The 21,655-nt window shown below is 57.8% G+C and carries 34 protein-coding genes; 1 reads left to right on the top strand and 33 read right to left on the bottom strand.

From position 1 onward, the window contains the following. Positions 1-40 precede the first annotated feature (40 nt). Positions 41-592, bottom strand: a complete 552-nt coding sequence (locus ACZ6YA_RS24420) for a single-stranded DNA-binding protein (RefSeq protein ID WP_400798879.1) — start codon at positions 590-592, stop codon at positions 41-43. Positions 593-601: 9 nt separating this feature from the next. Then, positions 602-1,996: an MFS transporter gene (locus tag ACZ6YA_RS24415; RefSeq protein ID WP_465900130.1), complete on the bottom strand. Its 1,395-nt coding sequence runs from the start codon at positions 1,994-1,996 to the stop codon at positions 602-604. A 129-nt stretch (positions 1,997-2,125) separates the two neighbouring features. Between ACZ6YA_RS24415 and uvrA the strand changes: the two genes are divergently transcribed. Continuing rightward, positions 2,126-4,960 (top strand): excinuclease ABC subunit UvrA, encoded by a 2,835-nt coding sequence (gene uvrA / locus ACZ6YA_RS24410; RefSeq protein WP_465900128.1) that lies wholly within the window; start codon positions 2,126-2,128, stop codon positions 4,958-4,960. A gap of 66 nt (positions 4,961-5,026) precedes the next feature. On the opposite strand, the gene bfr is transcribed toward uvrA, so the two are convergent. From bfr to ACZ6YA_RS24255, 31 genes are all read right to left on the bottom strand, one after another. Beyond that, entirely contained in the window at positions 5,027-5,491 is a 465-nt protein-coding gene (gene bfr, locus ACZ6YA_RS24405; RefSeq protein WP_403135776.1) for a bacterioferritin, read from the bottom strand. 164 nt (positions 5,492-5,655) lie between these two features. Beyond that, on the bottom strand, positions 5,656-7,095 hold the full coding sequence (locus tag ACZ6YA_RS24400; RefSeq protein WP_465900126.1) for a catalase: 1,440 nt from the start codon (positions 7,093-7,095) through the stop codon (positions 5,656-5,658). Between the two features lie 172 nt (positions 7,096-7,267). Further along, a complete protein-coding gene (rplQ, locus tag ACZ6YA_RS24395; protein ID WP_043210290.1) occupies positions 7,268-7,654 on the bottom strand; it encodes a 50S ribosomal protein L17 in 387 nt (128 codons plus the stop codon). 42 nt (positions 7,655-7,696) lie between these two features. Then, entirely contained in the window at positions 7,697-8,698 is a 1,002-nt protein-coding gene (locus ACZ6YA_RS24390) for a DNA-directed RNA polymerase subunit alpha (RefSeq protein ID WP_003255452.1), read from the bottom strand. A gap of 22 nt (positions 8,699-8,720) precedes the next feature. Next, positions 8,721-9,341 (bottom strand): 30S ribosomal protein S4, encoded by a 621-nt coding sequence (gene rpsD, locus ACZ6YA_RS24385; protein WP_101322335.1) that lies wholly within the window; start codon positions 9,339-9,341, stop codon positions 8,721-8,723. A gap of 15 nt (positions 9,342-9,356) precedes the next feature. Then, positions 9,357-9,746, bottom strand: a complete 390-nt coding sequence (gene rpsK, locus ACZ6YA_RS24380; RefSeq protein WP_003255454.1) for a 30S ribosomal protein S11 — start codon at positions 9,744-9,746, stop codon at positions 9,357-9,359. An 18-nt stretch (positions 9,747-9,764) separates the two neighbouring features. Further along, positions 9,765-10,121 (bottom strand): 30S ribosomal protein S13, encoded by a 357-nt coding sequence (gene rpsM, locus ACZ6YA_RS24375; protein WP_003255457.1) that lies wholly within the window; start codon positions 10,119-10,121, stop codon positions 9,765-9,767. Between the two features lie 131 nt (positions 10,122-10,252). Continuing rightward, a complete protein-coding gene (gene rpmJ, locus ACZ6YA_RS24370; protein WP_002555468.1) occupies positions 10,253-10,369 on the bottom strand; it encodes a 50S ribosomal protein L36 in 117 nt (38 codons plus the stop codon). 28 nt (positions 10,370-10,397) lie between these two features. Beyond that, complete coding sequence (secY, locus tag ACZ6YA_RS24365; RefSeq protein ID WP_003255459.1) at positions 10,398-11,729, bottom strand: preprotein translocase subunit SecY; 1,332 nt, start codon at positions 11,727-11,729, stop codon at positions 10,398-10,400. Then, entirely contained in the window at positions 11,730-12,164 is a 435-nt protein-coding gene (gene rplO / locus ACZ6YA_RS24360; RefSeq protein ID WP_003255461.1) for a 50S ribosomal protein L15, read from the bottom strand. A 3-nt stretch (positions 12,165-12,167) separates the two neighbouring features. Further along, positions 12,168-12,344 carry a 50S ribosomal protein L30 gene (gene rpmD, locus ACZ6YA_RS24355; protein ID WP_008089798.1) on the bottom strand — a complete coding sequence of 59 codons (177 nt, stop codon included), beginning with the start codon at positions 12,342-12,344 and terminating at the stop codon, positions 12,168-12,170. A gap of 2 nt (positions 12,345-12,346) precedes the next feature. Beyond that, positions 12,347-12,847 carry a 30S ribosomal protein S5 gene (rpsE, locus tag ACZ6YA_RS24350; RefSeq protein WP_003255465.1) on the bottom strand — a complete coding sequence of 167 codons (501 nt, stop codon included), beginning with the start codon at positions 12,845-12,847 and terminating at the stop codon, positions 12,347-12,349. A 3-nt stretch (positions 12,848-12,850) separates the two neighbouring features. Continuing rightward, the gene (rplR, locus tag ACZ6YA_RS24345; RefSeq protein WP_003255467.1) at positions 12,851-13,201 is read right to left on the bottom strand and encodes a 50S ribosomal protein L18; all 351 of its coding nucleotides are present in this window, start codon (positions 13,199-13,201) and stop codon (positions 12,851-12,853) included. A 10-nt stretch (positions 13,202-13,211) separates the two neighbouring features. Then, positions 13,212-13,745 (bottom strand): 50S ribosomal protein L6, encoded by a 534-nt coding sequence (rplF, locus tag ACZ6YA_RS24340; protein WP_003255469.1) that lies wholly within the window; start codon positions 13,743-13,745, stop codon positions 13,212-13,214. A gap of 12 nt (positions 13,746-13,757) precedes the next feature. Next, entirely contained in the window at positions 13,758-14,150 is a 393-nt protein-coding gene (gene rpsH, locus ACZ6YA_RS24335) for a 30S ribosomal protein S8 (RefSeq protein ID WP_003255471.1), read from the bottom strand. A 209-nt stretch (positions 14,151-14,359) separates the two neighbouring features. After that, positions 14,360-14,665, bottom strand: coding sequence for a 30S ribosomal protein S14 (gene rpsN, locus ACZ6YA_RS24330; protein WP_008089807.1), 306 nt, complete (start codon positions 14,663-14,665; stop codon positions 14,360-14,362). Between the two features lie 13 nt (positions 14,666-14,678). Next, a complete protein-coding gene (gene rplE / locus ACZ6YA_RS24325; RefSeq protein ID WP_023535025.1) occupies positions 14,679-15,218 on the bottom strand; it encodes a 50S ribosomal protein L5 in 540 nt (179 codons plus the stop codon). 20 nt (positions 15,219-15,238) lie between these two features. Then, positions 15,239-15,553: a 50S ribosomal protein L24 gene (gene rplX, locus ACZ6YA_RS24320; protein WP_003255476.1), complete on the bottom strand. Its 315-nt coding sequence runs from the start codon at positions 15,551-15,553 to the stop codon at positions 15,239-15,241. A gap of 11 nt (positions 15,554-15,564) precedes the next feature. Further along, a complete protein-coding gene (gene rplN / locus ACZ6YA_RS24315; protein ID WP_008089810.1) occupies positions 15,565-15,933 on the bottom strand; it encodes a 50S ribosomal protein L14 in 369 nt (122 codons plus the stop codon). A gap of 23 nt (positions 15,934-15,956) precedes the next feature. Further along, positions 15,957-16,223 carry a 30S ribosomal protein S17 gene (gene rpsQ / locus ACZ6YA_RS24310; protein ID WP_023534981.1) on the bottom strand — a complete coding sequence of 89 codons (267 nt, stop codon included), beginning with the start codon at positions 16,221-16,223 and terminating at the stop codon, positions 15,957-15,959. Positions 16,224-16,225: 2 nt separating this feature from the next. Then, entirely contained in the window at positions 16,226-16,417 is a 192-nt protein-coding gene (gene rpmC / locus ACZ6YA_RS24305; RefSeq protein WP_002555481.1) for a 50S ribosomal protein L29, read from the bottom strand. Next, positions 16,417-16,830 (bottom strand): 50S ribosomal protein L16, encoded by a 414-nt coding sequence (gene rplP / locus ACZ6YA_RS24300; RefSeq protein ID WP_003255479.1) that lies wholly within the window; start codon positions 16,828-16,830, stop codon positions 16,417-16,419. Before rplP ends, rpmC begins: the two co-directional genes overlap by 1 nt. Before the next feature lie 12 nt (positions 16,831-16,842). Next, positions 16,843-17,529 (bottom strand): 30S ribosomal protein S3, encoded by a 687-nt coding sequence (rpsC, locus tag ACZ6YA_RS24295; protein WP_003255481.1) that lies wholly within the window; start codon positions 17,527-17,529, stop codon positions 16,843-16,845. A gap of 13 nt (positions 17,530-17,542) precedes the next feature. Continuing rightward, positions 17,543-17,875 (bottom strand): 50S ribosomal protein L22, encoded by a 333-nt coding sequence (gene rplV, locus ACZ6YA_RS24290; RefSeq protein ID WP_003103908.1) that lies wholly within the window; start codon positions 17,873-17,875, stop codon positions 17,543-17,545. A gap of 11 nt (positions 17,876-17,886) precedes the next feature. Further along, positions 17,887-18,162, bottom strand: coding sequence for a 30S ribosomal protein S19 (gene rpsS / locus ACZ6YA_RS24285; protein WP_003255482.1), 276 nt, complete (start codon positions 18,160-18,162; stop codon positions 17,887-17,889). Positions 18,163-18,178: 16 nt separating this feature from the next. After that, complete coding sequence (rplB, locus tag ACZ6YA_RS24280; protein WP_012316518.1) at positions 18,179-19,003, bottom strand: 50S ribosomal protein L2; 825 nt, start codon at positions 19,001-19,003, stop codon at positions 18,179-18,181. A 14-nt stretch (positions 19,004-19,017) separates the two neighbouring features. Continuing rightward, positions 19,018-19,317 carry a 50S ribosomal protein L23 gene (gene rplW, locus ACZ6YA_RS24275; RefSeq protein ID WP_003255484.1) on the bottom strand — a complete coding sequence of 100 codons (300 nt, stop codon included), beginning with the start codon at positions 19,315-19,317 and terminating at the stop codon, positions 19,018-19,020. After that, on the bottom strand, positions 19,314-19,916 hold the full coding sequence (rplD, locus tag ACZ6YA_RS24270) for a 50S ribosomal protein L4 (RefSeq protein WP_465900120.1): 603 nt from the start codon (positions 19,914-19,916) through the stop codon (positions 19,314-19,316). The genes rplW and rplD overlap by 4 nt, the downstream gene beginning before the upstream one ends. Positions 19,917-19,928: 12 nt before the next feature. After that, positions 19,929-20,564, bottom strand: a complete 636-nt coding sequence (gene rplC / locus ACZ6YA_RS24265) for a 50S ribosomal protein L3 (protein ID WP_465900118.1) — start codon at positions 20,562-20,564, stop codon at positions 19,929-19,931. A gap of 80 nt (positions 20,565-20,644) precedes the next feature. Further along, positions 20,645-20,956: a 30S ribosomal protein S10 gene (gene rpsJ, locus ACZ6YA_RS24260; protein WP_003186070.1), complete on the bottom strand. Its 312-nt coding sequence runs from the start codon at positions 20,954-20,956 to the stop codon at positions 20,645-20,647. Positions 20,957-21,097: 141 nt separating this feature from the next. Beyond that, positions 21,098-21,655: EF-Tu C-terminal domain-related protein (locus tag ACZ6YA_RS24255; protein ID WP_465900116.1), on the bottom strand; the 558-nt coding region annotated here is incomplete at its 5' end.

The following is a 21,655-nucleotide window of genomic DNA, read 5'->3' as shown; positions in this document are numbered from 1 at the left end:
TGCTCCGGGTTTCTGTATGGCGCGATGCCTGACGTTTGAATCAGAACGGAATATCGTCATCAAAGCTATCAAAGTCAGCCGCCGGCTGCGGTGCAGGCTGCTGCGGCGCCGGACGCTGTTGCTGCTGCGGGCGCGGGGCCTGCTGACGTTGCTGTGGCGCCTGGTTGTACTGTTGCTGCTGGCCACCCTGGTTGTAGTTGTTACCACCACCCTGGTTGTACTGGTCGCCGCCACCTTGCTGGTTCTGCGGACGGCCGCCGAGCAGCTGCATGGTGCCCTGCATGTCGACGATGATTTCAGTGGTGTAACGCTTGATGCCGTCTTTTTCCCACTCGCGGGTCTGCAGCTTGCCTTCGATGTACACCTGCGAGCCTTTGCGCAGGTACTCGCCGGCGATCTCGGCAACCTTGCCGAACATCGAAACGCGGTGCCACTCGGTACGCTCGACCTTCTGCCCCGACTGCTTGTCGGTCCACTGCTCGCTGGTAGCCAGGCTCAGGTTGGTCACGGCGTTACCGTTGGGCAGGTAGCGGACTTCGGGATCCTGGCCACAGGTGCCGACCAGAATGACTTTGTTAACCCCACGGGCCATAACGTTCTCCTAGGCTTCGCACGCCGAAGAGGCTGGGTTCACCAGACGCTCGAGGGTCGCACGGTCCAAAATTTTCGTATCCAGTTTGATATAGATGGCGGCTTCTTCTTCCACCACAACGGCGTCGGTCACACCCGGCACGGCCATCAGGCGTTCGGTCAGGCCGGCTTCCCGGACTGCCTCAGGCGTCAACGGCATGCGCAGGCTGGTCACATACGGCGGCTCGTTCATGCGCAAGGCAACGACCAACCATATGGCACACAACACCGCACAACCGAGGAACACCGTGTTCAGCCCACCGTGCTGGAACAACCAGCCGCCGAGGATTCCTCCCAGCGCAGCGCCAAGGAACTGACTGGTGGAATAAACCCCCATCGCCGTTCCTTTGCCACCCGCTGGCGACACCTTGCTCACCAGCGAAGGCAGCGATGCCTCCAGCAGGTTGAATGCGGTAAAGAATACCACGGTGCCAATCACCAGTCCGTGTAAACCGTCAGCCCACTCCCAGAAGTATATCTCCGTCAACAGCAGGACACTGACCGCGCCGGCCAGCACGCGTTTCATCTTGCGCTTCTTTTCGCCATAGATGATGAACGGGACCATTGCAAAAAATGAGATGAACAGCGCGGTCAGGTATACCCACCAATGTTCTTCCTTGGGCAGGCCGCCGCGCTCGACCAAGGCCAGAGGCAGTGCGACGAAGCTCGCCATGAGGATCGCGTGGAGGACGAAAATACCGATGTCGAGGCGCAGAAGGTCCGGATGACGCAGGGTCGGGCCCAGCGCCTTGCGCGCCACGCCCGACTCGCGGTGCTGCAAAGTGCTGTGGGTGTTGGGCACGACGAAGGCGATCAGCAAGATGCCGACAAGAGCAAGTCCTGCCGTGGCGAGGAACAATCCTGACAAGCCGAAGGCACTGGTGAGAAGCGGGCCAACAACCATCGCCACGGCAAATGACAGGCCGATGCTCATGCCGATCATGGCCATGGCCTTGGTCCGGTGCTGTTCGCGGGTAAGGTCGGACAACAACGCCATCACGGCGGCGGAGATTGCCCCAGCGCCCTGCAAGATACGTCCGGCGATCACGCCCCAGATGGAATCGGCCTGCGCTGCCAGGACGCTGCCCAGGGCAAAGATCACCAGTCCCAGGTAAATTACCGGGCGGCGACCGATGCGGTCGGAAATCATCCCGAACGGGATCTGTAGGCAGGCCTGCGTCAGGCCATAGGCGCCAATGGCCAAGCCGATCAATGCGGGCGTGGCACCGGCCAGGTCCATGCCGTAGGTGGCCAGCACCGGCAAGACCATGAACATGCCCAGCATACGAAAGGCAAAGACCAGGGCCAGGCCGCCAGCGGCGCGGGTTTCGCTGCCACTCATGCGCTCGTTGTGGGTGTCGTGCATGGATTAACCTCGTGTGAACCGGCGGCGATTCTATCAGTCCGACAGCTATACGGCATCTACGCGACGCTTTGCCGCGTACTGGCAGCGCGCCGTATACTTCCTTGTTTATGCCCGCCGAGCGAGGCCGCAGTGGACAAGATCCTGATTCGTGGGGCACGTACCCACAACCTGAAGAACATCGACCTGACCCTGCCGCGGGACAAGCTGATCGTGATCACCGGCTTGTCCGGCTCCGGCAAGTCGTCCCTGGCGTTCGACACTTTGTATGCCGAAGGTCAGCGCCGCTATGTGGAATCGCTGTCGGCCTACGCCCGGCAATTCCTGTCGATGATGGAAAAGCCCGACGTCGATACCATCGAAGGCCTGTCGCCGGCCATTTCCATCGAGCAGAAGTCGACCTCGCACAACCCGCGTTCGACGGTCGGCACCATCACTGAGATCTACGACTACCTGCGCCTGCTGTATGCCCGTGTCGGCACCCCGCGCTGCCCTGACCACGACATCCCACTGGAAGCGCAAACGATCAGCCAGATGGTCGACCTGGTACTGGAACGCCCCGAGGGCAGCAAGCTGATGCTGCTGGCACCCGTCATTCGAGAGCGCAAAGGCGAGCACCTGGCTGTGTTCGATGAGCTGCGCGCCCAAGGCTTCGTGCGTGCTCGGGTCAACGGCAAGCTGTACGAACTCGACGAACTGCCCAAGCTGGACAAGCAGAAAAAGCACAGCATCGATGTAGTCGTGGACCGCTTCAAGGTCCGCGCCGACCTGCAACAGCGTCTGGCCGAGTCGTTCGAGACCGCACTCAAGCTGGCCGACGGTATCGCCCTGGTGGCGCCGATGGACGACGACGAAGGCGAAGAAACGATCTTCTCCGCCCGATTCGCCTGCCCTATTTGCGGCCATGCAATCAGCGAACTGGAGCCCAAGCTGTTCTCCTTCAACAATCCGGCCGGTGCCTGCCCGACCTGCGATGGCCTGGGGGTGAAGCAGTTTTTCGACACCAAGCGCCTGGTCAACGTCGAGCTGACCCTGGCCGAAGGTGCGATCCGCGGCTGGGATCGGCGCAACGTCTATTACTTCCAGATGCTCGGTTCGCTGGCCGCGCATTACGGCTTCAGCCTGGAGGAACCGTTCGGCGAGCTGTCGGCCGAGCACCAGAAGGTGATCCTGCAGGGCAGCGGCAAGCAGAGCGTCGACTTCAAGTACCTCAACGACCGGGGCGACATCGTCAAGCGCTCGCACCCGTTCGAAGGCATCGTGCCGAACCTGGAGCGGCGCTACCGTGAGACCGAGTCGGCCACCGTGCGTGAAGAGCTGGCCAAGTTCCTCGGCACCCAACCCTGCCCCGACTGCCGTGGCACTCGCCTGCGCCGCGAAGCGCGCCATGTGTGGGTTGGCGAAAAAACCCTGCCGGCCGTGACCAACTTGCCCATCGGCGAAGCCAGCAGCTACTTCGGCGAGCTGACTCTGACCGGTCGCCGTGGCGAGATCGCAGCAAAGATTCTCAAGGAAATCTGCGAACGCCTGCAATTCCTGGTCAATGTCGGCCTGGATTACCTCACCCTGGACCGCAGCGCCGACACGCTGTCGGGCGGCGAAGCGCAGCGGATCCGCCTGGCCAGCCAGATCGGTGCCGGGCTGGTCGGGGTGATGTATATCCTCGATGAACCGTCCATCGGTCTTCATCAGCGCGACAACGACCGCCTGCTGGCCACCCTCAACCACCTTCGCGATCTCGGCAACACGGTGATCGTGGTCGAGCACGATGAAGACGCCATCCGCCTGGCCGACTATGTCGTCGACATCGGCCCGGGTGCCGGCGTGCATGGTGGCCAGATCGTCGCCGAGGGCACGCCGCAGGAAGTCATGGCGCATCCTGACTCGCTGACCGGTAAATACCTGTCCGGCCGCAAGAAGATCGTCGTGCCAGCCAAGCGCACACCGCGCAACAAGAAGTTGTCGCTCAAGCTCAAAGGCGCCCGCGGCAACAATCTGCAGAACGTCGATCTGGAAATCCCGATCGGGCTGCTGACGTGCGTGACCGGTGTATCGGGGTCAGGCAAATCGACGTTGATCAACAACACGCTTTATCCGCTCGCCGCCACCGCGCTCAACGGTGCTAGTAGCCACGAGGCTGCGCCGCACAGCAGCATGGATGGCCTGCAACATCTGGACAAGGTGGTCGATATCGACCAGAGCCCAATCGGCCGTACGCCGCGCTCGAACCCGGCGACCTATACCGGCATCTTCACGCCAATTCGCGAACTGTTCTCCGGCGTGCCGGAATCTCGCTCACGCGGTTACGGCCCGGGGCGTTTCTCGTTCAACGTCAAGGGCGGCCGATGCGAAGCCTGCCAGGGTGATGGCCTGATCAAGGTGGAGATGCACTTCCTGCCGGATATCTACGTGCCATGCGATGTGTGCAAGAGCAAGCGCTACAACCGCGAAACCCTGGAAATCAAATACAAGGGCAAGAACATTCACGAGGTGCTGGAAATGACCATCGAGGATGCCCGCGAGTTCTTCGACGCCGTGCCGGCGCTTGCGCGCAAGCTGCAAACGCTGATGGACGTAGGCCTTTCCTACATCAAACTGGGGCAGTCGGCGACCACCTTGTCCGGCGGTGAAGCGCAGCGGGTCAAGCTGTCCCGCGAGCTGTCCAAGCGCGATACCGGCAAGACGCTGTACATCCTCGACGAACCAACCACGGGCCTGCACTTTGCCGATATCCAACAGCTGCTCGATGTACTGCACCGGCTGCGCGACCACGGCAATACCGTGGTGGTGATCGAGCACAACCTCGACGTGGTCAAGACCGCCGACTGGCTGGTGGACCTGGGGCCGGAAGGCGGCTCCAAGGGCGGCCAGATCATTGCCAGCGGTACACCGGAAGAGCTGGCCAATATGAAGCAATCCTACACCGGGCACTACCTCAAGCCGCTGCTGGAGCGTGACCGGGCCTGATGGCCTGCACATGAAAAAGCCCCTGGTACCGTCGGTGCCAGGGGCTTTTTTTAAGCTGTGGATAACTTACATCTGCGACTGCAGGTAGTTTTCCAGGCCGATCACCTTGATCAGGCCCTGCTGCTTCTCCAGCCAGTAGGTGTGATCTTCTTCGGTGTCGGCCAACTGCGCGCGCAGGATGTCGCGGCTGATGTAATCCTTGTGCAGTTCGCACAGCTCGATGCCTTTGCACAGCGCGGCACGGACCTTGTACTCAAGCTTGAGGTCGGCTTCGATCATTTCCGGCACGGTGCTGCCCACGTCCAGGTCATCCGCTCGCATGTCGGGCGTGCCTTCGAGCATGAGAATGCGGCGCATCAGGGCATCGGCGTGCTGCGTCTCTTCTTCCATCTCGTGGTTGATACGTTCGTAGAGCTTCGACAGGCCCCAGTCTTCGTACATGCGCGAGTGGATGAAGTACTGGTCGCGTGCTGCCAGTTCGCCCTTCAGCAACGTGACGAGGTAATTGATTACGTCCGGGTGACCTTGCATCGCCCTGCTTCTCCCTGTGAAAACGGCTAGTTGCACATAGTGTGAACCAGCTTTTGCTCGCGGTCACTGAAAAGCGCGCAATTAGAAGCAAAAAATCGGTTAAACAGTAGTGATATTCATTGAAAAACCGCCCAAATGAGGGCGGTTCTACTTATCATTTCGACTCAGGCGAGATTCACGTCCAACGCCTTGGCGATTCCTGCACCGTAGGCCGGGTCGGCCTTGAAGAAGTACTGCAACTGGCGCTGGACGACGTCTTCGCTGACCCCGGCCATGGTCCCGGCAATGTTGCTGATCAGCAGCGCCTTCTGCCCATCGTTCATCAGGCGGAACAGCGCACCGGCGTGGCTGTAGTAGTCGTTATCCTCACGGTGTTCGTAACGATCCGCCGAACCCTGCAGGGCCAGCGCTGGCTCTGCATGCCGTGGCGACTGCTTCGGCGCATCGGCGTAGCTGTTGGGCTCATAGTTCGGCGCACTGCCATAACTGCCAACTGCCATCGAACCATCTCGCTGGTAGCTGTTTACCGGGCAGCGAGGAGCATTGACCGGCAAGAGCTGGTGGTTGGTACCGACGCGGTAGCGGTGCGCATCGGCATAGGCGAACACACGGCCTTGCAACATGCGGTCCGGCGACAGGCCTACACCTGGGACCATATTGCTCGGGCCGAATGCGGCTTGCTCGACTTCCGCGAAGTAGTTGAGCGGGTTGCGATTGAGTTCGAGCACGCCCACCTCGATCAGCGGATAGTCTTTCTGCGACCAGGTCTTGGTCACATCGAACGGGTTCTCGTCTCGGCTGGCCGCCTCGGCCTCACTCATCACCTGGATGCATACGGTCCAGCGTGGGTAGTCGCCCCGCTCAATTGCGTCGAACAAGTCGCGCTGGGCATAGTCCGGGTCTGTGCCGGCCAGGCGCGCGGCGTCAGCGGGCGTCAGGTTCTTGATACCTTGCTGGGTCTTGAAGTGCCATTTGACCCAGGTGCGCTCACCTGCAGCGCTGATCAAGCTGTAGGTGTGGCTGCCGAAGCCGTGCATGTGGCGGTAGCCATCGGGAATGCCGCGGTCGGAAAACAGGATAGTGACCTGGTGCAGCGCCTCGGGCGAGTGCGACCAGAAGTCCCACATCATCTGTGCATTCTTCAGGTTGGATTGCGGGTGGCGCTTCTGGGTGTGGATAAAGTCGGGGAATTTAAGGGGGTCACGGATAAAGAATACCGGGGTGTTGTTGCCAACGATGTCCCAGTTGCCTTCCTCAGTGTAAAACTTGACCGCGAAACCACGGGGGTCGCGCTCGGTATCGGCGGAGCCACGCTCGCCACCCACGGTGGAAAATCGCAGGAAGGTCTCAGTCTGTTTACCGACCTGCTCGAACAGCTTGGCGCTGGTGTAGTTGCTGATATCGCGGGTCACGGTGAAGGTACCGTAGGCGCCCGAGCCTTTAGCGTGAACACGACGCTCGGGGATGTTCTCGCGGTTGAAGTGGGCGAGCTTCTCGATCAGGTGGAAGTCATCGAGCAGCAGAGGGCCGCGCGGGCCGGCAGAGCGGGAATTCTGGTTATCAGCTACGGGGGCACCGCTGGCGGTGGTGAGAATCTTGCTCATGGGCTCTCCTTATCAGTCTTGAATTGCCGGCTAATCGGCTTGGATAGGAGTATTGACGAGCGGTCGCTTCAGAACAAATTCATTAGATGACTTGTATCAATAGAAATAAACAATACCTGTAGAAACAAAAAACCGGGCACTAGGCCCGGTTTTTTGTAGCAGACAGAACGTCTTACTCGGCAGCTTCTACAGCACCACCGACCGGACGATCAACCAGCTCGACGTACGCCATAGGCGCGTTGTCGCCAGCGCGGAAACCGCACTTCAGGATACGCAGGTAGCCGCCCTGACGGGTGGCGTAACGCTTGCCCAGGTCGTTGAACAGCTTGCCAACAGCAGCTTTCGAACGGGTACGGTCGAAAGCCAGACGGCGGTTAGCAACGCTGTCTTCCTTGGCCAGGGTGATCAGCGGCTCGGCAACGCGGCGCAGTTCCTTGGCTTTTGGCAGGGTGGTTTTGATCAGCTCGTGCTCGATCAGCGACACCGCCATGTTTTGGAACATAGCTTTGCGGTGAGAGCTGGTACGGCTCAGGTGACGTCCACTTTTACGATGACGCATGATTCATTCCTTACCAAACACTACGTTCGGTGATTACGACGATCAGGCGGTCGCCTTGTCGTCTTTCTTAAGACTTGCAGGCGGCCAGTTGTCGAGGCGCATGCCGAGAGACAGACCACGAGAGGCCAGGACGTCCTTGATTTCAGTCAGGGACTTCTTGCCCAGGTTAGGAGTCTTCAACAGCTCTACTTCGGTACGCTGAATCAGGTCGCCGATGTAGTAGATGTTCTCCGCCTTGAGGCAGTTGGCCGAACGTACAGTCAGTTCCAGGTCGTCAACCGGGCGCAGCAGGATCGGATCGATCTCGTCTTCCTGCTCGACTACGACAGGCTCGCTGTCACCTTTGAGGTCGACGAACGCGGCCAACTGCTGTTGCAGAATGGTCGCAGCGCGGCGGATAGCCTCTTCAGGATCCAGGGTGCCGTTGGTTTCCAGATCAATGACCAGCTTGTCCAGGTTGGTACGCTGTTCAACACGGGCGTTTTCGACCACATAGGCGATACGACGCACCGGGCTGAACGAAGCGTCCAACTGCAGACGGCCAATGCTACGGCTTTCGTCTTCGTCGGTTTGACGGGAGTCGGCCGGCTCGTAACCGCGACCACGAGCTACGGTGAGCTTCATGTTCAGGGCGCCATTCGACGCCAGGTTCGCGATTACGTGATCGGGGTTGACGATCTCGACATCGTGATCCAGCTGAATATCGGCAGCGGTAACCACCCCCGAACCCTTTTTCGACAAGGTCAGCGTAACTTCGTCACGACCGTGCAGTTTGATAGCCAGGCCTTTCAGGTTCAACAGGATTTCAATGACGTCTTCCTGTACACCTTCGATCGCGGAGTACTCATGGAGTACGCCATCGATCTCGGCCTCGACTACTGCACAGCCAGGCATGGAGGACAACAGGATGCGGCGCAGCGCGTTGCCCAGGGTATGGCCGAAACCACGCTCGAGAGGCTCGAGCGTGATCTTAGCGCGGGTTGGACTGACTACTTGCACGTCAATGTGACGGGGAGTCAGGAACTCATTTACCGAAATCTGCATGGATGCACCTATTTTCTAGCCCTTACTTGGAGTAGAGCTCGACAATCAGGTTTTCGTTGATGTCGGCAGACAGGTCGCTGCGAGCAGGAACGTTCTTGAAAACGCCCGACTTTTTAGCAGCATCCACGTCTACCCACTCAACGCGGCCGCGCTGAGAGCACAGTTCAAGGGCTTGAACAATGCGCAGCTGGTTCAGCGATTTCTCACGAACCGAGACCACGTCACCCGGACGAACTTGGTAAGATGGAATGTTTACAGTCTTACCGTTGACGCTGATCGCTTTGTGCGAAACCAGCTGACGCGACTCGGAACGAGTCGAGCCGAAGCCCATACGGTAAACGACGTTATCCAGACGGCACTCGAGCAGTTGCAGCAGGTTCTCACCGGTTGCGCCTTTTTTCGAGGCAGCAGCTTGGTAGTAACCGCGGAACTGACGCTCCAGAACACCGTAGATACGACGGACTTTTTGTTTCTCGCGCAGCTGGGTACCGTAGTCGGACTGACGGCCACGGCGCTGACCGTGGATACCTGGGGCTGCTTCGATGTTGCACTTCGATTCCAGAGCGCGAACGCCGCTCTTCAGGAACAGGTCGGTGCCTTCACGACGAGACAGTTTGCATTTTGGACCAATGTAACGTGCCATTCTTCTGTCTCCTGATTACACGCGGCGCTTCTTCGGCGGACGGCACCCGTTATGCGGGATTGGCGTCACGTCGGTGATGCTGGCGATCTTGTAGCCGCAGCTGTTCAATGCACGAACGGCGGACTCACGACCTGGACCTGGACCCTTGACGTTAACGTCGAGGTTTTTCAGACCGTATTCCAGCGCAGCTTGACCAGCACGCTCAGCAGCGATCTGAGCTGCGAACGGGGTGGATTTGCGCGAACCACGGAAACCCGAACCACCGGAGGTCGCCCAGGACAAAGCATTGCCCTGACGGTCGGTGATGGTCACGATGGTGTTGTTGAAAGACGCATGGATGTGGGCGATGCCATCAACCACTGTCTTTTTGACTTTCTTACGAGGACGAGCAGCAGGTTTTGCCATGTCTATATTCCTGGGCGGTTACTTGCGGATCGGCTTACGCGGGCCCTTACGGGTGCGTGCGTTGGTCTTGGTGCGCTGACCGCGAACCGGCAGACCTTTACGATGACGCAGGCCGCGGTAGCAACCCAGGTCCATCAAGCGTTTGATCTTCATGTTGATGTCACGACGCAGGTCACCTTCGGTGGTGAACTTCGCGACTTCGCCACGCAGGGTTTCGATTTGCTCGTCGCTCAGATCCTTGATCTTAGCGGCTGGGTTTACACCAGCGTCTGCACAGATCTTCTGTGCAGTTGTGCGACCGACACCATAGATGTAGGTCAGCGAGATAACAGTATGCTTGTTATCTGGAATGTTGACGCCTGCAATACGGGCCATTCAGTGGGACTCCAATTGACAGCTACCTACGCCCCGGAAGCCAAGAAATAGGGCGCGAGATAATATCGCTGTATAAACGATTAATCAACCCAGCAGCACACTAGCTGCTGGGTTTGAAGCGCAAATCACACTCAGCCTTGGCGCTGTTTGTGACGCGGCTCCGCGCTGCAGATCACTCGTACGACGCCTTCGCGACGGATGATCTTGCAGTTGCGGCACAGCTTTTTCACCGATGCACGAACTTTCATTACCGACTCCTCGAACCTTAGGGGCGTATCAGCGCAGCAAACCGCTGCCACCGTAGCCTTTCAGGTTGGCTTTCTTCATCAGGGATTCGTACTGGTGCGAAACGAGGTGCGATTGTACTTGGGACATGAAGTCCATCACAACCACTACCACAATCAGCAACGAGGTCCCGCCAAGGTAGAACGGCACATTTGCTGCCACCACCAGGAACTGGGGCAGAAGGCATACGGCCATCATGTATAGAGCACCGAACATGGTCAAACGGGTCAGAACGCCATCAATGTAGCGTGCCGACTGCTCACCAGGACGGATACCCGGAATAAAGGCACCGGACTTCTTCAGGTTTTCCGCTACGTCTTTCGGGTTGAACATCAACGCTGTGTAGAAGAAGCAGAAGAAAATGATCCCTGCACTAAACAGCAGAATGTTCAACGGCTGACCAGGAGCGATCGACTGCGAGATGTCCTGCAGCCAGCCCATACCTTCGGACTGACCGAACCAGGCACCCAGCGAAGCCGGGAACAGCAGAATGCTGCTCGCGAAAATGGCCGGGATAACCCCCGCCATGTTCACCTTCAGCGGCAAGTGGCTAGTCTGCGCAGCGAAGACCTTACGGCCCTGCTGACGCTTGGCGTAGTGAACGGCGATACGACGCTGACCACGCTCAATGAACACCACGAAACCGATGATCGCTACTGCCAGCAAACCGATAGCGACCAGGGCGAAAATGTTGATATCGCCTGTGCGCGCAGACTCGAAAGACTGCCCGATTGCTCTCGGAAGACCGGCAACGATACCTGCGAAGATCAACATCGAGATACCGTTGCCCACACCGCGCTCGGTGATCTGCTCGCCCAGCCACATCATGAACATCGCGCCTGCCACAAACGTGGAGACGGCGACCACATGGAAGCCCAGACCTGCAGAAAACGCCACGCCCTGGTTGGCCAGGCCAATGGACATGCCAATGGCTTGGACCAGCGCCAGGATAACGGTGCCGTAGCGGGTGTACTGGCTGATCTTGCGACGGCCAGCTTCACCTTCCTTCTTCAACTGCTCCAGTTGCGGGCTGACCGCCGTCATCAACTGCATGATGATCGATGCCGAAATGTACGGCATGATCCCCAGTGCAAAGATGCTCATGCGCTCAAGCGCGCCACCGGAAAACATGTTGAACAAGCTAAGAATGGTCCCCTCATTCTGCCGAAACAGATCCGCCAGACGGTCCGGATTGATGCCTGGAACCGGGATATGCGCACCTATCCGATAGACGATGATCGCCATGAACAGAAAGCGCAGACGAGCCCAGAGTTCCGACATCCCGCCCTTACCGAGCGAAGAGAGAGCACCTTGCTTAGCCATTTATTCCTCGAATTTGCCGCCAGCTGCTTCGATAGCCGCACGCGCACCCTTGGTGGCTGCGATGCCCTTGATGGTGACTGCGCGAGTAACTTCGCCAGACAGCATGATTTTCACACGCTGAATGTGCTGGTTGATCACGTTGGCATCCTTCAGGGACTGCACGGAGATCACGTCGCCTTCCACTTTGGCCAGCTCGGACAGACGCACTTCTGCGCGGTCCATGGCTTTCAGGGAAACGAAGCCGAACTTCGGCAGGCGACGGTGCAGCGGCTGTTGACCGCCTTCGAAGCCCGGAGCGATCGAACCACCCGAACGGGAGGTCTGACCTTTGTGGCCACGGCCGCCGGTCTTACCCAGACCGCTACCGATACCACGACCCGGACGATGCTTTTCGCGACGGGAACCCGGCGCTGGACTCAGATCATTGAGTTTCATCGATTAACCCTCGACGCGCAGCATGTAGTAAGCCTTGTTGATCATCCCGCGATTCTCGGGAGTATCCTGGACTTCTACGGTGTGACCGATGCGACGCAGACCCAGACCCTTAACGCACAGTTTGTGGTTAGGGATGCGGCCCGAGACGCTCTTGATCAGCGTTACTTTTACGGTAGCCATGATCAGAAGATCTCCTCAACGCTCTTGCCGCGCTTGGCAGCAATGGACTCAGGAGATTGCATGGCCTTCAGACCCTTGAAGGTGGCGTAAACCACGTTCACTGGGTTGGTCGAACCGTAGCACTTGGCCAGGACGTTCTGAACACCAGCAACTTCCAGGACAGCACGCATGGCGCCGCCGGCGATGATACCGGTACCTTCCGAGGCAGGCTGCATGTAAACCTTCGAGGCGCCGTGGGCAGCCTTGGTGGCGTACTGCAGGGTGGTGCCCTTCAGGTCAACCTGGATCATGTTGCGACGAGCAGCTTCCATGGCTTTCTGGATCGCGGCAGGTACTTCGCGCGATTTGCCACGGCCAAAGCCGACGCGACCTTTGCCATCACCTACCACGGTCAACGCGGTGAAGGTGAAGATACGGCCGCCTTTAACGGTTTTAGCTACGCGGTTAACTTGAACCAGCTTCTCGATGTAGCCTTCGTCGCGCTTTTGATCGTTATTTGCCATAACTTAGAACTCCAGCCCGCCTTCACGAGCAGCATCAGCCAGCGCTTTGACGCGGCCATGGTACTTGAAGCCGGAACGGTCAAAGGCAACTTGAGATACACCGGCGGCTTTCGCACGCTCAGCTACCAGCTTGCCAACCTTAGTGGCCGCGTCGATGTTGCCGGTGGCGCCATCACGCAGGTCTTTGTCCAAGGTCGAGGCGCTTGCCAGAACCTTGCTGCCGTCGGCCGAAATGACCTGGGCGTAGATGTGCTGCGAGGAGCGGAACACGCACAGGCGCACGACTTCGAGTTCGTGCATCTTGAGACGTGCTTTGCGAGCGCGACGCAGTCGAATAACTTTTTTGTCGGTCATTTGCTAGGCCCTACTTCTTCTTGGCTTCTTTACGACGGACTACTTCGTCCGCGTAACGCACACCCTTGCCTTTGTAAGGCTCTGGTGGACGGAAGTCGCGGATTTCAGCGGCCACCTGACCTACCAGCTGCTTGTCGATACCCTTGATCAGGATGTCGGTCTGGCTAGGCGTTTCAGCGGTGATACCGGCTGGCAGTTCGTAGTCCACTGGATGCGAGAAGCCCAGAGCCAGGTTCAGGACGGTGCCTTTAGCCTGTGCCTTGTAACCAACACCGACCAGCTGGAGCTTGCGCTCGAAGCCTTGGCTTACGCCTTGGACCATGTTGTTCACCAGAGCGCGGGTAGTACCGGCCATGGCGCGAGCTTGCTGATCACCGTTGCGGGCGACGAAACGCAGTTCGCCGGACTCTTCGGTAACTTCAACAGACGAGTGAACGTTCAGTTCGAGAGTGCCCTTGGCACCCTTCACCGAAAGCTGCTGGCCGGCGAATTTGACTTCGACGCCGGAAGGCAGCTTAACGGGGTTCTTAGCAACGCGAGACATGCCTATCTCCCCTTAGAACACTGTGCACAGAACTTCGCCGCCGACACCGGCAGCGCGCGCAGCGCGGTCAGTCATCACACCTTTGTTGGTGGAGACGATAGACACGCCCAGGCCGCCACGAACTTTCGGCAGGTCTGTAACGGCCTTGTACTGACGAAGGCCAGGACGGCTGGAACGCTTCAGTTCCTCGATGACCGGACGGCCTTCGAAGTACTTCAGCTCGATCGAAAGGGAAGGCTTGGCCTCACCAGTTACCTGGTAGCCAGCAATGTAACCTTCGTCTTTCAGAACTTTGGCAACCGCAACCTTCAGCGTGGAGGAAGGCATGCTTACGACGGACTTTTCAGCCATCTGGGCATTACGGATGCGAGTTAGCATGTCCGCTAACGGGTCCTGCATACTCATGGGCTAGATGCTCCTGATACAAGAATTATTAGCCTTGCGGCTATCACAACCACCCAAACGGGCAGGGTCAATGACCCAGGCTCGGGTGAGCCGGTCATTCTAGACACAAGGCAGAAACGAAACAAGCCCCATGTAGGGGCTTGTTTGTGGGCGAGGTCACCGGCGGTCGGAAGATTGCTCCCCTTCCACCGGGATCACACCTGCAGTGCTTACCAGGAGGCCTTGACCAGACCCGGTACGTCACCACGCATTGCCGCTTGACGCAGCATGTTACGGCCCAGGCCGAACTTACGGTAAACACCGTGAGGACGACCGGTCAGGCGGCAACGGTTGCGCAGACGCGCAGCGCTGGCATCACGTGGCTGCTTCTGCAAAGCAACAACGGCAGCGAAACGCTCTTCAGGAGAGGCATTCACGTTGACGATGGTCGCTTTCAGCTCAGCACGCTTTTTGGCGAACTTGGCTACCGTGAGCTGACGCTTCAGCTCGCGGTTTTTCATGCTCTTCTTGGCCATTTTCCTACTCCAATCAGTTGCGGAACGGGAATTTGAATGCACGCAGCAGAGCGCGGCCTTCGTCATCCGAACGAGCAGTGGTGGTCAGGGTGATGTCCAAACCGCGCAGAGCATCGATCTTGTCGTAGTCGATTTCCGGGAAGATGATCTGCTCTTTCACGCCCATGCTGTAGTTGCCACGGCCATCGAAGGACTTGGCATTCAGGCCGCGGAAGTCGCGAACCCGTGGCAGGGAGATCGCCAGCAGGCGGTCCAGGAATTCGTACATCTTGTCGCTACGCAGGGTCACCTTGACGCCGATCGGCCAGCCTTCGCGGACTTTGAAGCCAGCGATGGATTTGCGAGCGAAAGTCACAACCGGCTTTTGACCGGTGATCTTTTCCAGGTCAGCTACAGCGTGCTCGATGACTTTCTTGTCGCCGATCGCTTCGCCCAGACCCATGTTCAGGGTGATCTTGGTAACGCGCGGAACTTCCATCACGTTCGACAGCTTAAGTTCATCCTTAAGCTTTGGAGCGATTTCGTTCCGGTAAATCTCTTTCAGTCGTGCCATGGTCTTCTACCTAGCAGTGTTCAAGCATCAACCGCTTTTTGGGTCGACTTGAAGACACGAATTTTCTTACCGTCTTCTACTTTGAAACCAACGCGGTCAGCCTTGTTGGTTTCGCCGTTGAAGATGGCAACGTTGGAAGCGTGCAGAGGCGCTTCTTTTTCGACGATACCGCCCTGGACGCCCGCCATCGGGTTAGGCTTGGTATGACGCTTGACCAGGTTCACACCACCGATGACCAGACGGTCGTCAGCGAGAACCTTCAGCACCTTACCGCGCTTCCCTTTGTCTTTGCCGGCGATCACGATGATCTCGTCGTCACGACGAATCTTTTGCATGTCGGATCTCCTTACAGCACTTCAGGGGCGAGCGAGACGATCTTCATGAACTTCTCGGTACGAAGTTCACGGGTCACTGGCCCGAAGATGCGAGTGCCGATCGGCTCTTGCTTGGTGTTCAGCAGAACAGCAGCGTTGCCGTCGAAACGAATGATGGAACCGTCAGCGCGACGTACACCGTGACGGGTACGGACGACAACAGCGGTCATCACCTGGCCTTTTTTGACCTTGCCGCGCGGAATTGCTTCCTTGACGGTTACTTTGATGATGTCACCGATGCCGGCGTAACGACGGTGCGAACCGCCGAGTACCTTGATGCACATGACGCGACGAGCGCCGCTGTTATCGGCCACATCGAGCATGGATTGAGTCTGAATCATAAAATTTCTCCGACCCCTAGCCCTTAGACTTCAACAGCGCGTTCGAGGACTTCAACCAGTGCCCAAGACTTGGTCTTGGCCAGCGGACGGGTTTCGGTAATGGAAACCTTGTCGCCGATTTTGCACTGATTGGTTTCGTCGTGCGCGTGCAGCTTAGTCGAACGCTTAACGTATTTACCGTAGATCGGGTGCTTTACGCGACGCTCGATCAGAACGGTGATGGTCTTGTCCATTTTGTCGCTGACGACACGGCCAGTCAGCGTACGGACGGTTTTTTCAGCTTCAGCCATGATCACTTACCTGCCTGCTGGTTAAGCACAGTTTTCACGCGAGCGATGTCACGCTTAACTTGCGAGAGCAGGTGCGACTGCCCCAACTGGCCAGTTGCTTTCTGCATACGCAGATTGAACTGGTCGCGCAGCAAGCCGAGCAGTTGCTCATTCAGTTGCTGTGCAGATTTTTCACGAAGTTCATTCGCTTTCATCACATCACCGTCCGCTTAACAAAGGAGGTGGCGAGAGGCAGCTTTGCAGCAGCCAGGGCGAAAGCTTCGCGCGCCAGCTCTTCAGAAACACCCTCGATCTCGTACAGGACTTTGCCTGGCTGGATCTGGGCAACCCAGTATTCCACGGAGCCCTTACCTTTACCCATACGAACCTCGAGAGGCTTCTTGGAGATCGGCTTGTCCGGGAACACACGGATCCAGATCTTGCCGCCACGCTTAACGTGACGGGTCAGAGCACGACGTGCCGACTCGATCTGGCGGGCGGTGAGGCGACCGCGAGCAACAGCTTTCAGGGCGAATTCGCCGAAGCTGACTTTGCTACCGCGCAGTGCCAGACCACGGTTGTGGCCAGTCATCTGCTTGCGGAATTTTGTACGCTTTGGTTGCAACATTTGGCGTACCCCTTACTTAGCAGCTTTTTTACGAGGCGCTGGTGCTTGTGGTTTCAGTTCTTCTTGGCGACCACCAATTACTTCGCCTTTGAAGATCCAAACCTTCACACCGATCACACCGTAAGTGGTGTGAGCTTCGTAGGTGTTGTAGTCGATATCGGCACGCAGGGTGTGCAGAGGCACACGACCTTCGCGATACCACTCGGTACGAGCAATCTCAGCACCGCCGAGACGACCGCTCACCTGGATCTTGATGCCCTTGGCACCAATACGCATGGCGTTCTGTACGGCGCGCTTCATGGCGCGACGGAACATTACGCGGCGTTCCAGCTGCTGAGCTACGCTCTGCGCAACCAGCATGGCGTCGAGTTCCGGCTTGCGGATCTCTTCGATGTTGATGTGCACAGGCACACCCATCTGCTTGGTCAGGTCCTGACGCAGCTTCTCGACATCTTCACCTTTCTTACCGATAACGATACCGGGACGAGCGGTGTGGATGGTGATGCGTGCAGTTTGAGCCGGACGATGAATATCGATACGGCTTACGGACGCGCTTTTTAGTTTGTCTTGGAGGTACTCACGTGTTTTCAGATCCTTCAACAGGTAATCTGCGTAAGTAGCACCGTCTGCGTACCAGACGGAGGTGTGCTCCTTGACGATTCCCAGGCGAATGCCAGTGGGATGTACTTTCTGACCCATCTGATCGACTCCGTTACTTGTCCGCAACCTTGACAGTGATATGGCAAGACCGCTTGACGATGCGATCAGCACGGCCTTTGGCACGTGGCATGATGCGCTTCAGCGAACGCCCTTCGTTGACGAAAACGGTGGAGACCTTCAGGTCATCAACGTCTGCGCCTTCGTTGTGTTCGGCGTTGGCAACGGCCGACTCGAGGACTTTCTTCATGATTTCAGCGGCTTTTTTGCTGCTGAAGGCCAACAGGTTGAGCGCTTCGCCCACCTTCTTCCCGCGGATCTGGTCGGCGACCAAGCGGGCTTTCTGGGCGGAGATGCGAGCGCCCGACAACTTAGCGGCTACTTCCATTTCCTTACCCCTTAACGCTTGGCTTTCTTGTCAGCCACGTGCCCGCGATAGGTGCGGGTACCGGCGAACTCGCCCAGTTTGTGGCCGACCATGTCTTCGTTCACGAGAACTGGGACATGCTGGCGACCGTTGTGAACCGCGATGGTCAGACCGACCATTTGTGGCAGGATCATCGAGCGACGCGACCAGGTTTTAACTGGCTTGCGATCGTTCTTCTCCACCGCCACTTCGACCTTCTTCAACAGGTGAAGATCGATAAAAGGACCTTTTTTCAGAGAACGTGGCACTGTCGTATCCCTCTAGTTACTTGCGACGACGGACGATCATGTTGTCGGTACGCTTATTACCGCGGGTTTTAGCACCCTTGGTTGGGAAGCCCCATGGCGATACCGGATGACGACCACCGGAGGTACGACCTTCACCACCACCATGTGGGTGGTCAACCGGGTTCATGGCAACACCACGAACGGTTGGGCGAACGCCGCGCCAGCGTTTGGCACCTGCTTTACCCAGCGAACGCAGGCTGTGCTCGGAGTTCGAGACTTCACCCAGGGTCGCACGGCACTCAGCCAGTACTTTACGCATTTCGCCAGAGCGCAGACGCAGAGTCACGTAGACGCCTTCACGAGCGATCAGCTGAGCCGAAGCACCAGCGGAACGAGCGATCTGAGCACCTTTACCCGGCTTCAGTTCGATGCCGTGAATGGTGCTACCTACTGGGATGTTGCGCAGCTGCAGGGAGTTACCGGCCTTGATTGGGGCCAGTGCACCTGCGATCAGCTGGTCGCCAGCGCTCACGCCTTTAGGGGCGATGATGTAGCGACGCTCACCGTCTGCGTAGCACAGCAGGGCGATGTGAGCAGTACGGTTTGGATCGTATTCGATACGCTCGACAGTGGCTGGAATGCCATCTTTGTCGTTGCGACGGAAGTCGACCAGACGGTAATGCTGCTTGTGACCACCACCAACGTGACGCGTGGTAATGCGGCCATTGTTGTTACGACCACCAGACTTCGATTTCTTCTCGAGCAGCGGTGCGTGAGGAGCGCCTTTGTGCAGCTCCTGGTTGACCACCTTGACCACGAAACGGCGGCCAGGGGAAGTCGGTTTGCATTTAACGATTGCCATGATGCACCCCTTCCTTACTCAGCACTGCTGCTGAAATCGAGATCTTGGCCTGGCTGAAGGGAGACGATCGCCTTCTTCCAGTCATTACGCTTGCCCAGACCACGTGCGGTACGCTTGGTTTTACCCAGAACGTTAACGGTCGACACGTTTTCAACTTTTACGTTGAACAGGCCTTCGACAGCTTTCTTGATTTCCAGCTTGGTTGCATCAGTAGCAACCTTGAATACGAACTGGCCTTTTTTCTCAGCCAGAACGGTAGCCTTCTCGGAAACGTGCGGGCCAAGGAGGACTTTAAATACGCGTTCCTGGTTCATCCCAGCAGCTCCTCGAATTTCTTCACGGCCGAGACAGTGATCAACACTTTCTCGTATGCGATCAGACTGACCGGGTCGGAACCTTGAACGTCACGTACGTCGACGTGCGGCAGGTTGCGAGCAGCCAGGTACAGGTTCTGATCAACAGCGTCCGATACGATCAGAACGTCGCTCAGACCCATGCCGTTCAGCTTGTTCAGCAGATCTTTGGTTTTCGGTGCTTCAACAGCGAAGTCCTGAACCACGACCAGACGGTCGTTACGCACCAGCTCAGCGAGGATGGAGCGCAGGGCTGCGCGGTACATCTTCTTGTTGAGCTTCTGCGAGTGATCTTGAGGACGAGCTGCGAAGGTTACACCACCGCCACGCCAGATCGGACCACGAGTGGTACCAGCACGAGCACGGCCAGTACCCTTCTGACGCCATGGGCGCTTACCGCCACCAGCCACGTCGGAACGGGTCTTTTGCTGCTTGGTGCCCTGACGGCCGCCGGCCATGTAGGCCACGACTGCTTGGTGTACCAGCGTCTCGTTGTATTCGCCACCGAAAGTCAGTTCGGAAACTTCGATCGCCTGAGCGTCATTTACATTAAGTTGCATGTCAGTTTCCCCTTAACCGCGAGCCTTGACAGCTGGACGTACAACCAGGTCGCCGCCAGTAGCGCCAGGAACGGCACCCTTGACGAGCAGCAGGTTGCGCTCAGCGTCTACGCGAACTACTTCCAGGGACTGAACAGTCACGCGCTCGGCGCCCATGTGACCGGACATTTTCTTGCCCTTGAACACACGACCAGGAGTCTGGCACTGGCCGATGGAACCAGGAACACGGTGCGACACGGAGTTACCGTGGGTGTTGTCCTGACCACGGAAGTTCCAGCGCTTGATGGTACCGGCGAAGCCTTTACCTTTGGACTGACCAGTAACGTCAACCAGCTGGCCTGCAGTGAAGAGTTCAGCTTTGATCGAGTCGCCAGCCTGGAACTCGCCTTCTTCAAGACGGAACTCCCAGACACCGCGACCAGCGGCAACGTTAGCCTTGGCGAAGTGACCTGCCTGAGCGGCAGTCACACGCGAAGCGCGACGCTCGCCGACAGTGACTTGCACTGCACGGTAGCCATCGGTTTCTTCAGTTTTGAACTGGGTGACACGATTCGGCTCGATCTCAATGACCGTGACCGGAATGGAGACACCTTCTTCGGTGAAAATGCGGGTCATACCGCACTTGCGACCGACTACACCAATAGTCATGTTGTAACCTCATGAGTGTACGGGGCTTTCACCCGCTATGGCCGCCCATTTCAGAGCGTTACACGGACAAGACCGAAGTCTTAGCCGAGGCTGATCTGCACTTCCACACCTGCCGCCAGATCAAGCTTCATCAGCGCGTCAACGGTTTTATCCGTTGGCTGGACGATGTCCAGAACACGCTTATGAGTGCGGATCTCGTACTGGTCACGCGCGTCTTTGTTGACGTGCGGGGAAACCAGAACGGTGAAACGCTCTTTGCGGGTAGGCAGTGGAATTGGACCACGCACTTGTGCACCAGTACGTTTCGCGGTTTCCACGATTTCCTGGGTGGATTGGTCGATCAGGCGATGGTCGAAAGCCTTCAACCTGATACGGATTTGCTGATTTTGCATTGGATTTCAGACTCCAGGCTGTTCCCAACGGACGCACTACGCCCGCTAAAAGGAGGCGTGATTCTATAGACGCCCCAATTTAGTGTCAACCCAATAAAAAAAACCCCCGCTGAGCGGGGGTTTTTTCAATCGGTCGAGTGATTACTCGATGATTTTGGCCACAACGCCGGCGCCAACGGTACGACCGCCTTCACGGATAGCGAAGCGCAGACCGTCTTCCATTGCGATGGTCTTGATCAGGGTGACTTCCATCTGGATGTTGTCACCTGGCATTACCATCTCAACGCCTTCTGGCAGCTGGCAGTTACCGGTCACGTCAGTAGTACGGAAGTAGAACTGAGGACGGTAGCCTTTGAAGAACGGAGTGTGACGACCGCCTTCTTCCTTCGACAGAACGTAGACTTCTGCGGTGAACTTGGTGTGCGGCTTGACCGAACCTGGCTTGACCAGAACCTGGCCACGCTCAACGTCGTCACGCTTGGTACCACGCAGCAGAACGCCGCAGTTCTCGCCAGCACGACCTTCGTCCAGCAGCTTGCGGAACATCTCAACACCGGTGCAGACGGTGGTGGTGGTGTCACGCAGACCAACGATTTCCAGGGCGTCCTGGACCTTGACGATACCGCGCTCGATACGGCCGGTAACAACAGTACCGCGACCGGAGATCGAGAACACGTCTTCGATTGGCATCAGGAACGG

This window comes from Pseudomonas sp. NPDC090752, from assembly GCF_055584805.1.
Note: the sequence above shows the minus strand (reverse complement) of the source record. Positions and strands in the feature narration are given on the sequence as shown.

Excerpts from the sequence above, each read along its gene's own strand:
- ACZ6YA_RS24400 (WP_465900126.1), bottom strand. The coding sequence starts at position 7,095 with ATGAGCAAGATTCTCACCACCGCCAGCGGTGCCCCCGTAGCTGATAAC.
- secY (WP_003255459.1), bottom strand. The coding sequence starts at position 11,729 with ATGGCTAAGCAAGGTGCTCTCTCTTCGCTCGGTAAGGGCGGGATGTCG.
- rplX (WP_003255476.1), bottom strand. The coding sequence starts at position 15,553 with ATGCAAAAGATTCGTCGTGACGACGAGATCATCGTGATCGCCGGCAAA.
- rpsN (WP_008089807.1), bottom strand. The coding sequence starts at position 14,665 with ATGGCCAAGAAGAGCATGAAAAACCGCGAGCTGAAGCGTCAGCTCACG.
- rpsH (WP_003255471.1), bottom strand. The coding sequence starts at position 14,150 with ATGAGTATGCAGGACCCGTTAGCGGACATGCTAACTCGCATCCGTAAT.
- rplP (WP_003255479.1), bottom strand. The coding sequence starts at position 16,830 with ATGTTGCAACCAAAGCGTACAAAATTCCGCAAGCAGATGACTGGCCAC.
- bfr (WP_403135776.1), bottom strand. The coding sequence starts at position 5,491 with ATGCAAGGTCACCCGGACGTAATCAATTACCTCGTCACGTTGCTGAAG.
- rpmD (WP_008089798.1), bottom strand. The coding sequence starts at position 12,344 with ATGGCTACCGTAAAAGTAACGCTGATCAAGAGCGTCTCGGGCCGCATC.
- rplB (WP_012316518.1), bottom strand. The coding sequence starts at position 19,003 with ATGGCAATCGTTAAATGCAAACCGACTTCCCCTGGCCGCCGTTTCGTG.
- ACZ6YA_RS24415 (WP_465900130.1), bottom strand. The coding sequence starts at position 1,996 with ATGCACGACACCCACAACGAGCGCATGAGTGGCAGCGAAACCCGCGCC.
- rplE (WP_023535025.1), bottom strand. The coding sequence starts at position 15,218 with ATGGCACGACTGAAAGAGATTTACCGGAACGAAATCGCTCCAAAGCTT.
- ACZ6YA_RS24390 (WP_003255452.1), bottom strand. The coding sequence starts at position 8,698 with ATGCAGATTTCGGTAAATGAGTTCCTGACTCCCCGTCACATTGACGTG.
- rpsE (WP_003255465.1), bottom strand. The coding sequence starts at position 12,847 with ATGGCAAATAACGATCAAAAGCGCGACGAAGGCTACATCGAGAAGCTG.
- rplR (WP_003255467.1), bottom strand. The coding sequence starts at position 13,201 with ATGACCGACAAAAAAGTTATTCGACTGCGTCGCGCTCGCAAAGCACGT.
- rplO (WP_003255461.1), bottom strand. The coding sequence starts at position 12,164 with ATGAAACTCAATGATCTGAGTCCAGCGCCGGGTTCCCGTCGCGAAAAG.
- rpsM (WP_003255457.1), bottom strand. The coding sequence starts at position 10,121 with ATGGCCCGTATTGCAGGCGTCAACATTCCAGATAACAAGCATACTGTT.
- rplW (WP_003255484.1), bottom strand. The coding sequence starts at position 19,317 with ATGAACCAGGAACGCGTATTTAAAGTCCTCCTTGGCCCGCACGTTTCC.
- rplF (WP_003255469.1), bottom strand. The coding sequence starts at position 13,745 with ATGTCTCGCGTTGCTAAGAACCCCGTTAAGCTGCCTTCCGGCGTCGAA.
- rplV (WP_003103908.1), bottom strand. The coding sequence starts at position 17,875 with ATGGAAGTAGCCGCTAAGTTGTCGGGCGCTCGCATCTCCGCCCAGAAA.
- rplD (WP_465900120.1), bottom strand. The coding sequence starts at position 19,916 with ATGCAACTTAATGTAAATGACGCTCAGGCGATCGAAGTTTCCGAACTG.
- rplC (WP_465900118.1), bottom strand. The coding sequence starts at position 20,564 with ATGACTATTGGTGTAGTCGGTCGCAAGTGCGGTATGACCCGCATTTTC.
- rpsJ (WP_003186070.1), bottom strand. The coding sequence starts at position 20,956 with ATGCAAAATCAGCAAATCCGTATCAGGTTGAAGGCTTTCGACCATCGC.
- rpmJ (WP_002555468.1), bottom strand. The coding sequence starts at position 10,369 with ATGAAAGTTCGTGCATCGGTGAAAAAGCTGTGCCGCAACTGCAAGATC.
- rpmC (WP_002555481.1), bottom strand. The coding sequence starts at position 16,417 with ATGAAAGCGAATGAACTTCGTGAAAAATCTGCACAGCAACTGAATGAG.
- rplN (WP_008089810.1), bottom strand. The coding sequence starts at position 15,933 with ATGATTCAGACTCAATCCATGCTCGATGTGGCCGATAACAGCGGCGCT.
- rplQ (WP_043210290.1), bottom strand. The coding sequence starts at position 7,654 with ATGCGTCATCGTAAAAGTGGACGTCACCTGAGCCGTACCAGCTCTCAC.
- ACZ6YA_RS24420 (WP_400798879.1), bottom strand. The coding sequence starts at position 592 with ATGGCCCGTGGGGTTAACAAAGTCATTCTGGTCGGCACCTGTGGCCAG.
- rpsK (WP_003255454.1), bottom strand. The coding sequence starts at position 9,746 with ATGGCAAAACCTGCTGCTCGTCCTCGTAAGAAAGTCAAAAAGACAGTG.
- rpsC (WP_003255481.1), bottom strand. The coding sequence starts at position 17,529 with ATGGGTCAGAAAGTACATCCCACTGGCATTCGCCTGGGAATCGTCAAG.
- rpsD (WP_101322335.1), bottom strand. The coding sequence starts at position 9,341 with ATGGCACGTTACATTGGTCCAAAATGCAAACTGTCTCGTCGTGAAGGC.
- rpsQ (WP_023534981.1), bottom strand. The coding sequence starts at position 16,223 with ATGGCTGAAGCTGAAAAAACCGTCCGTACGCTGACTGGCCGTGTCGTC.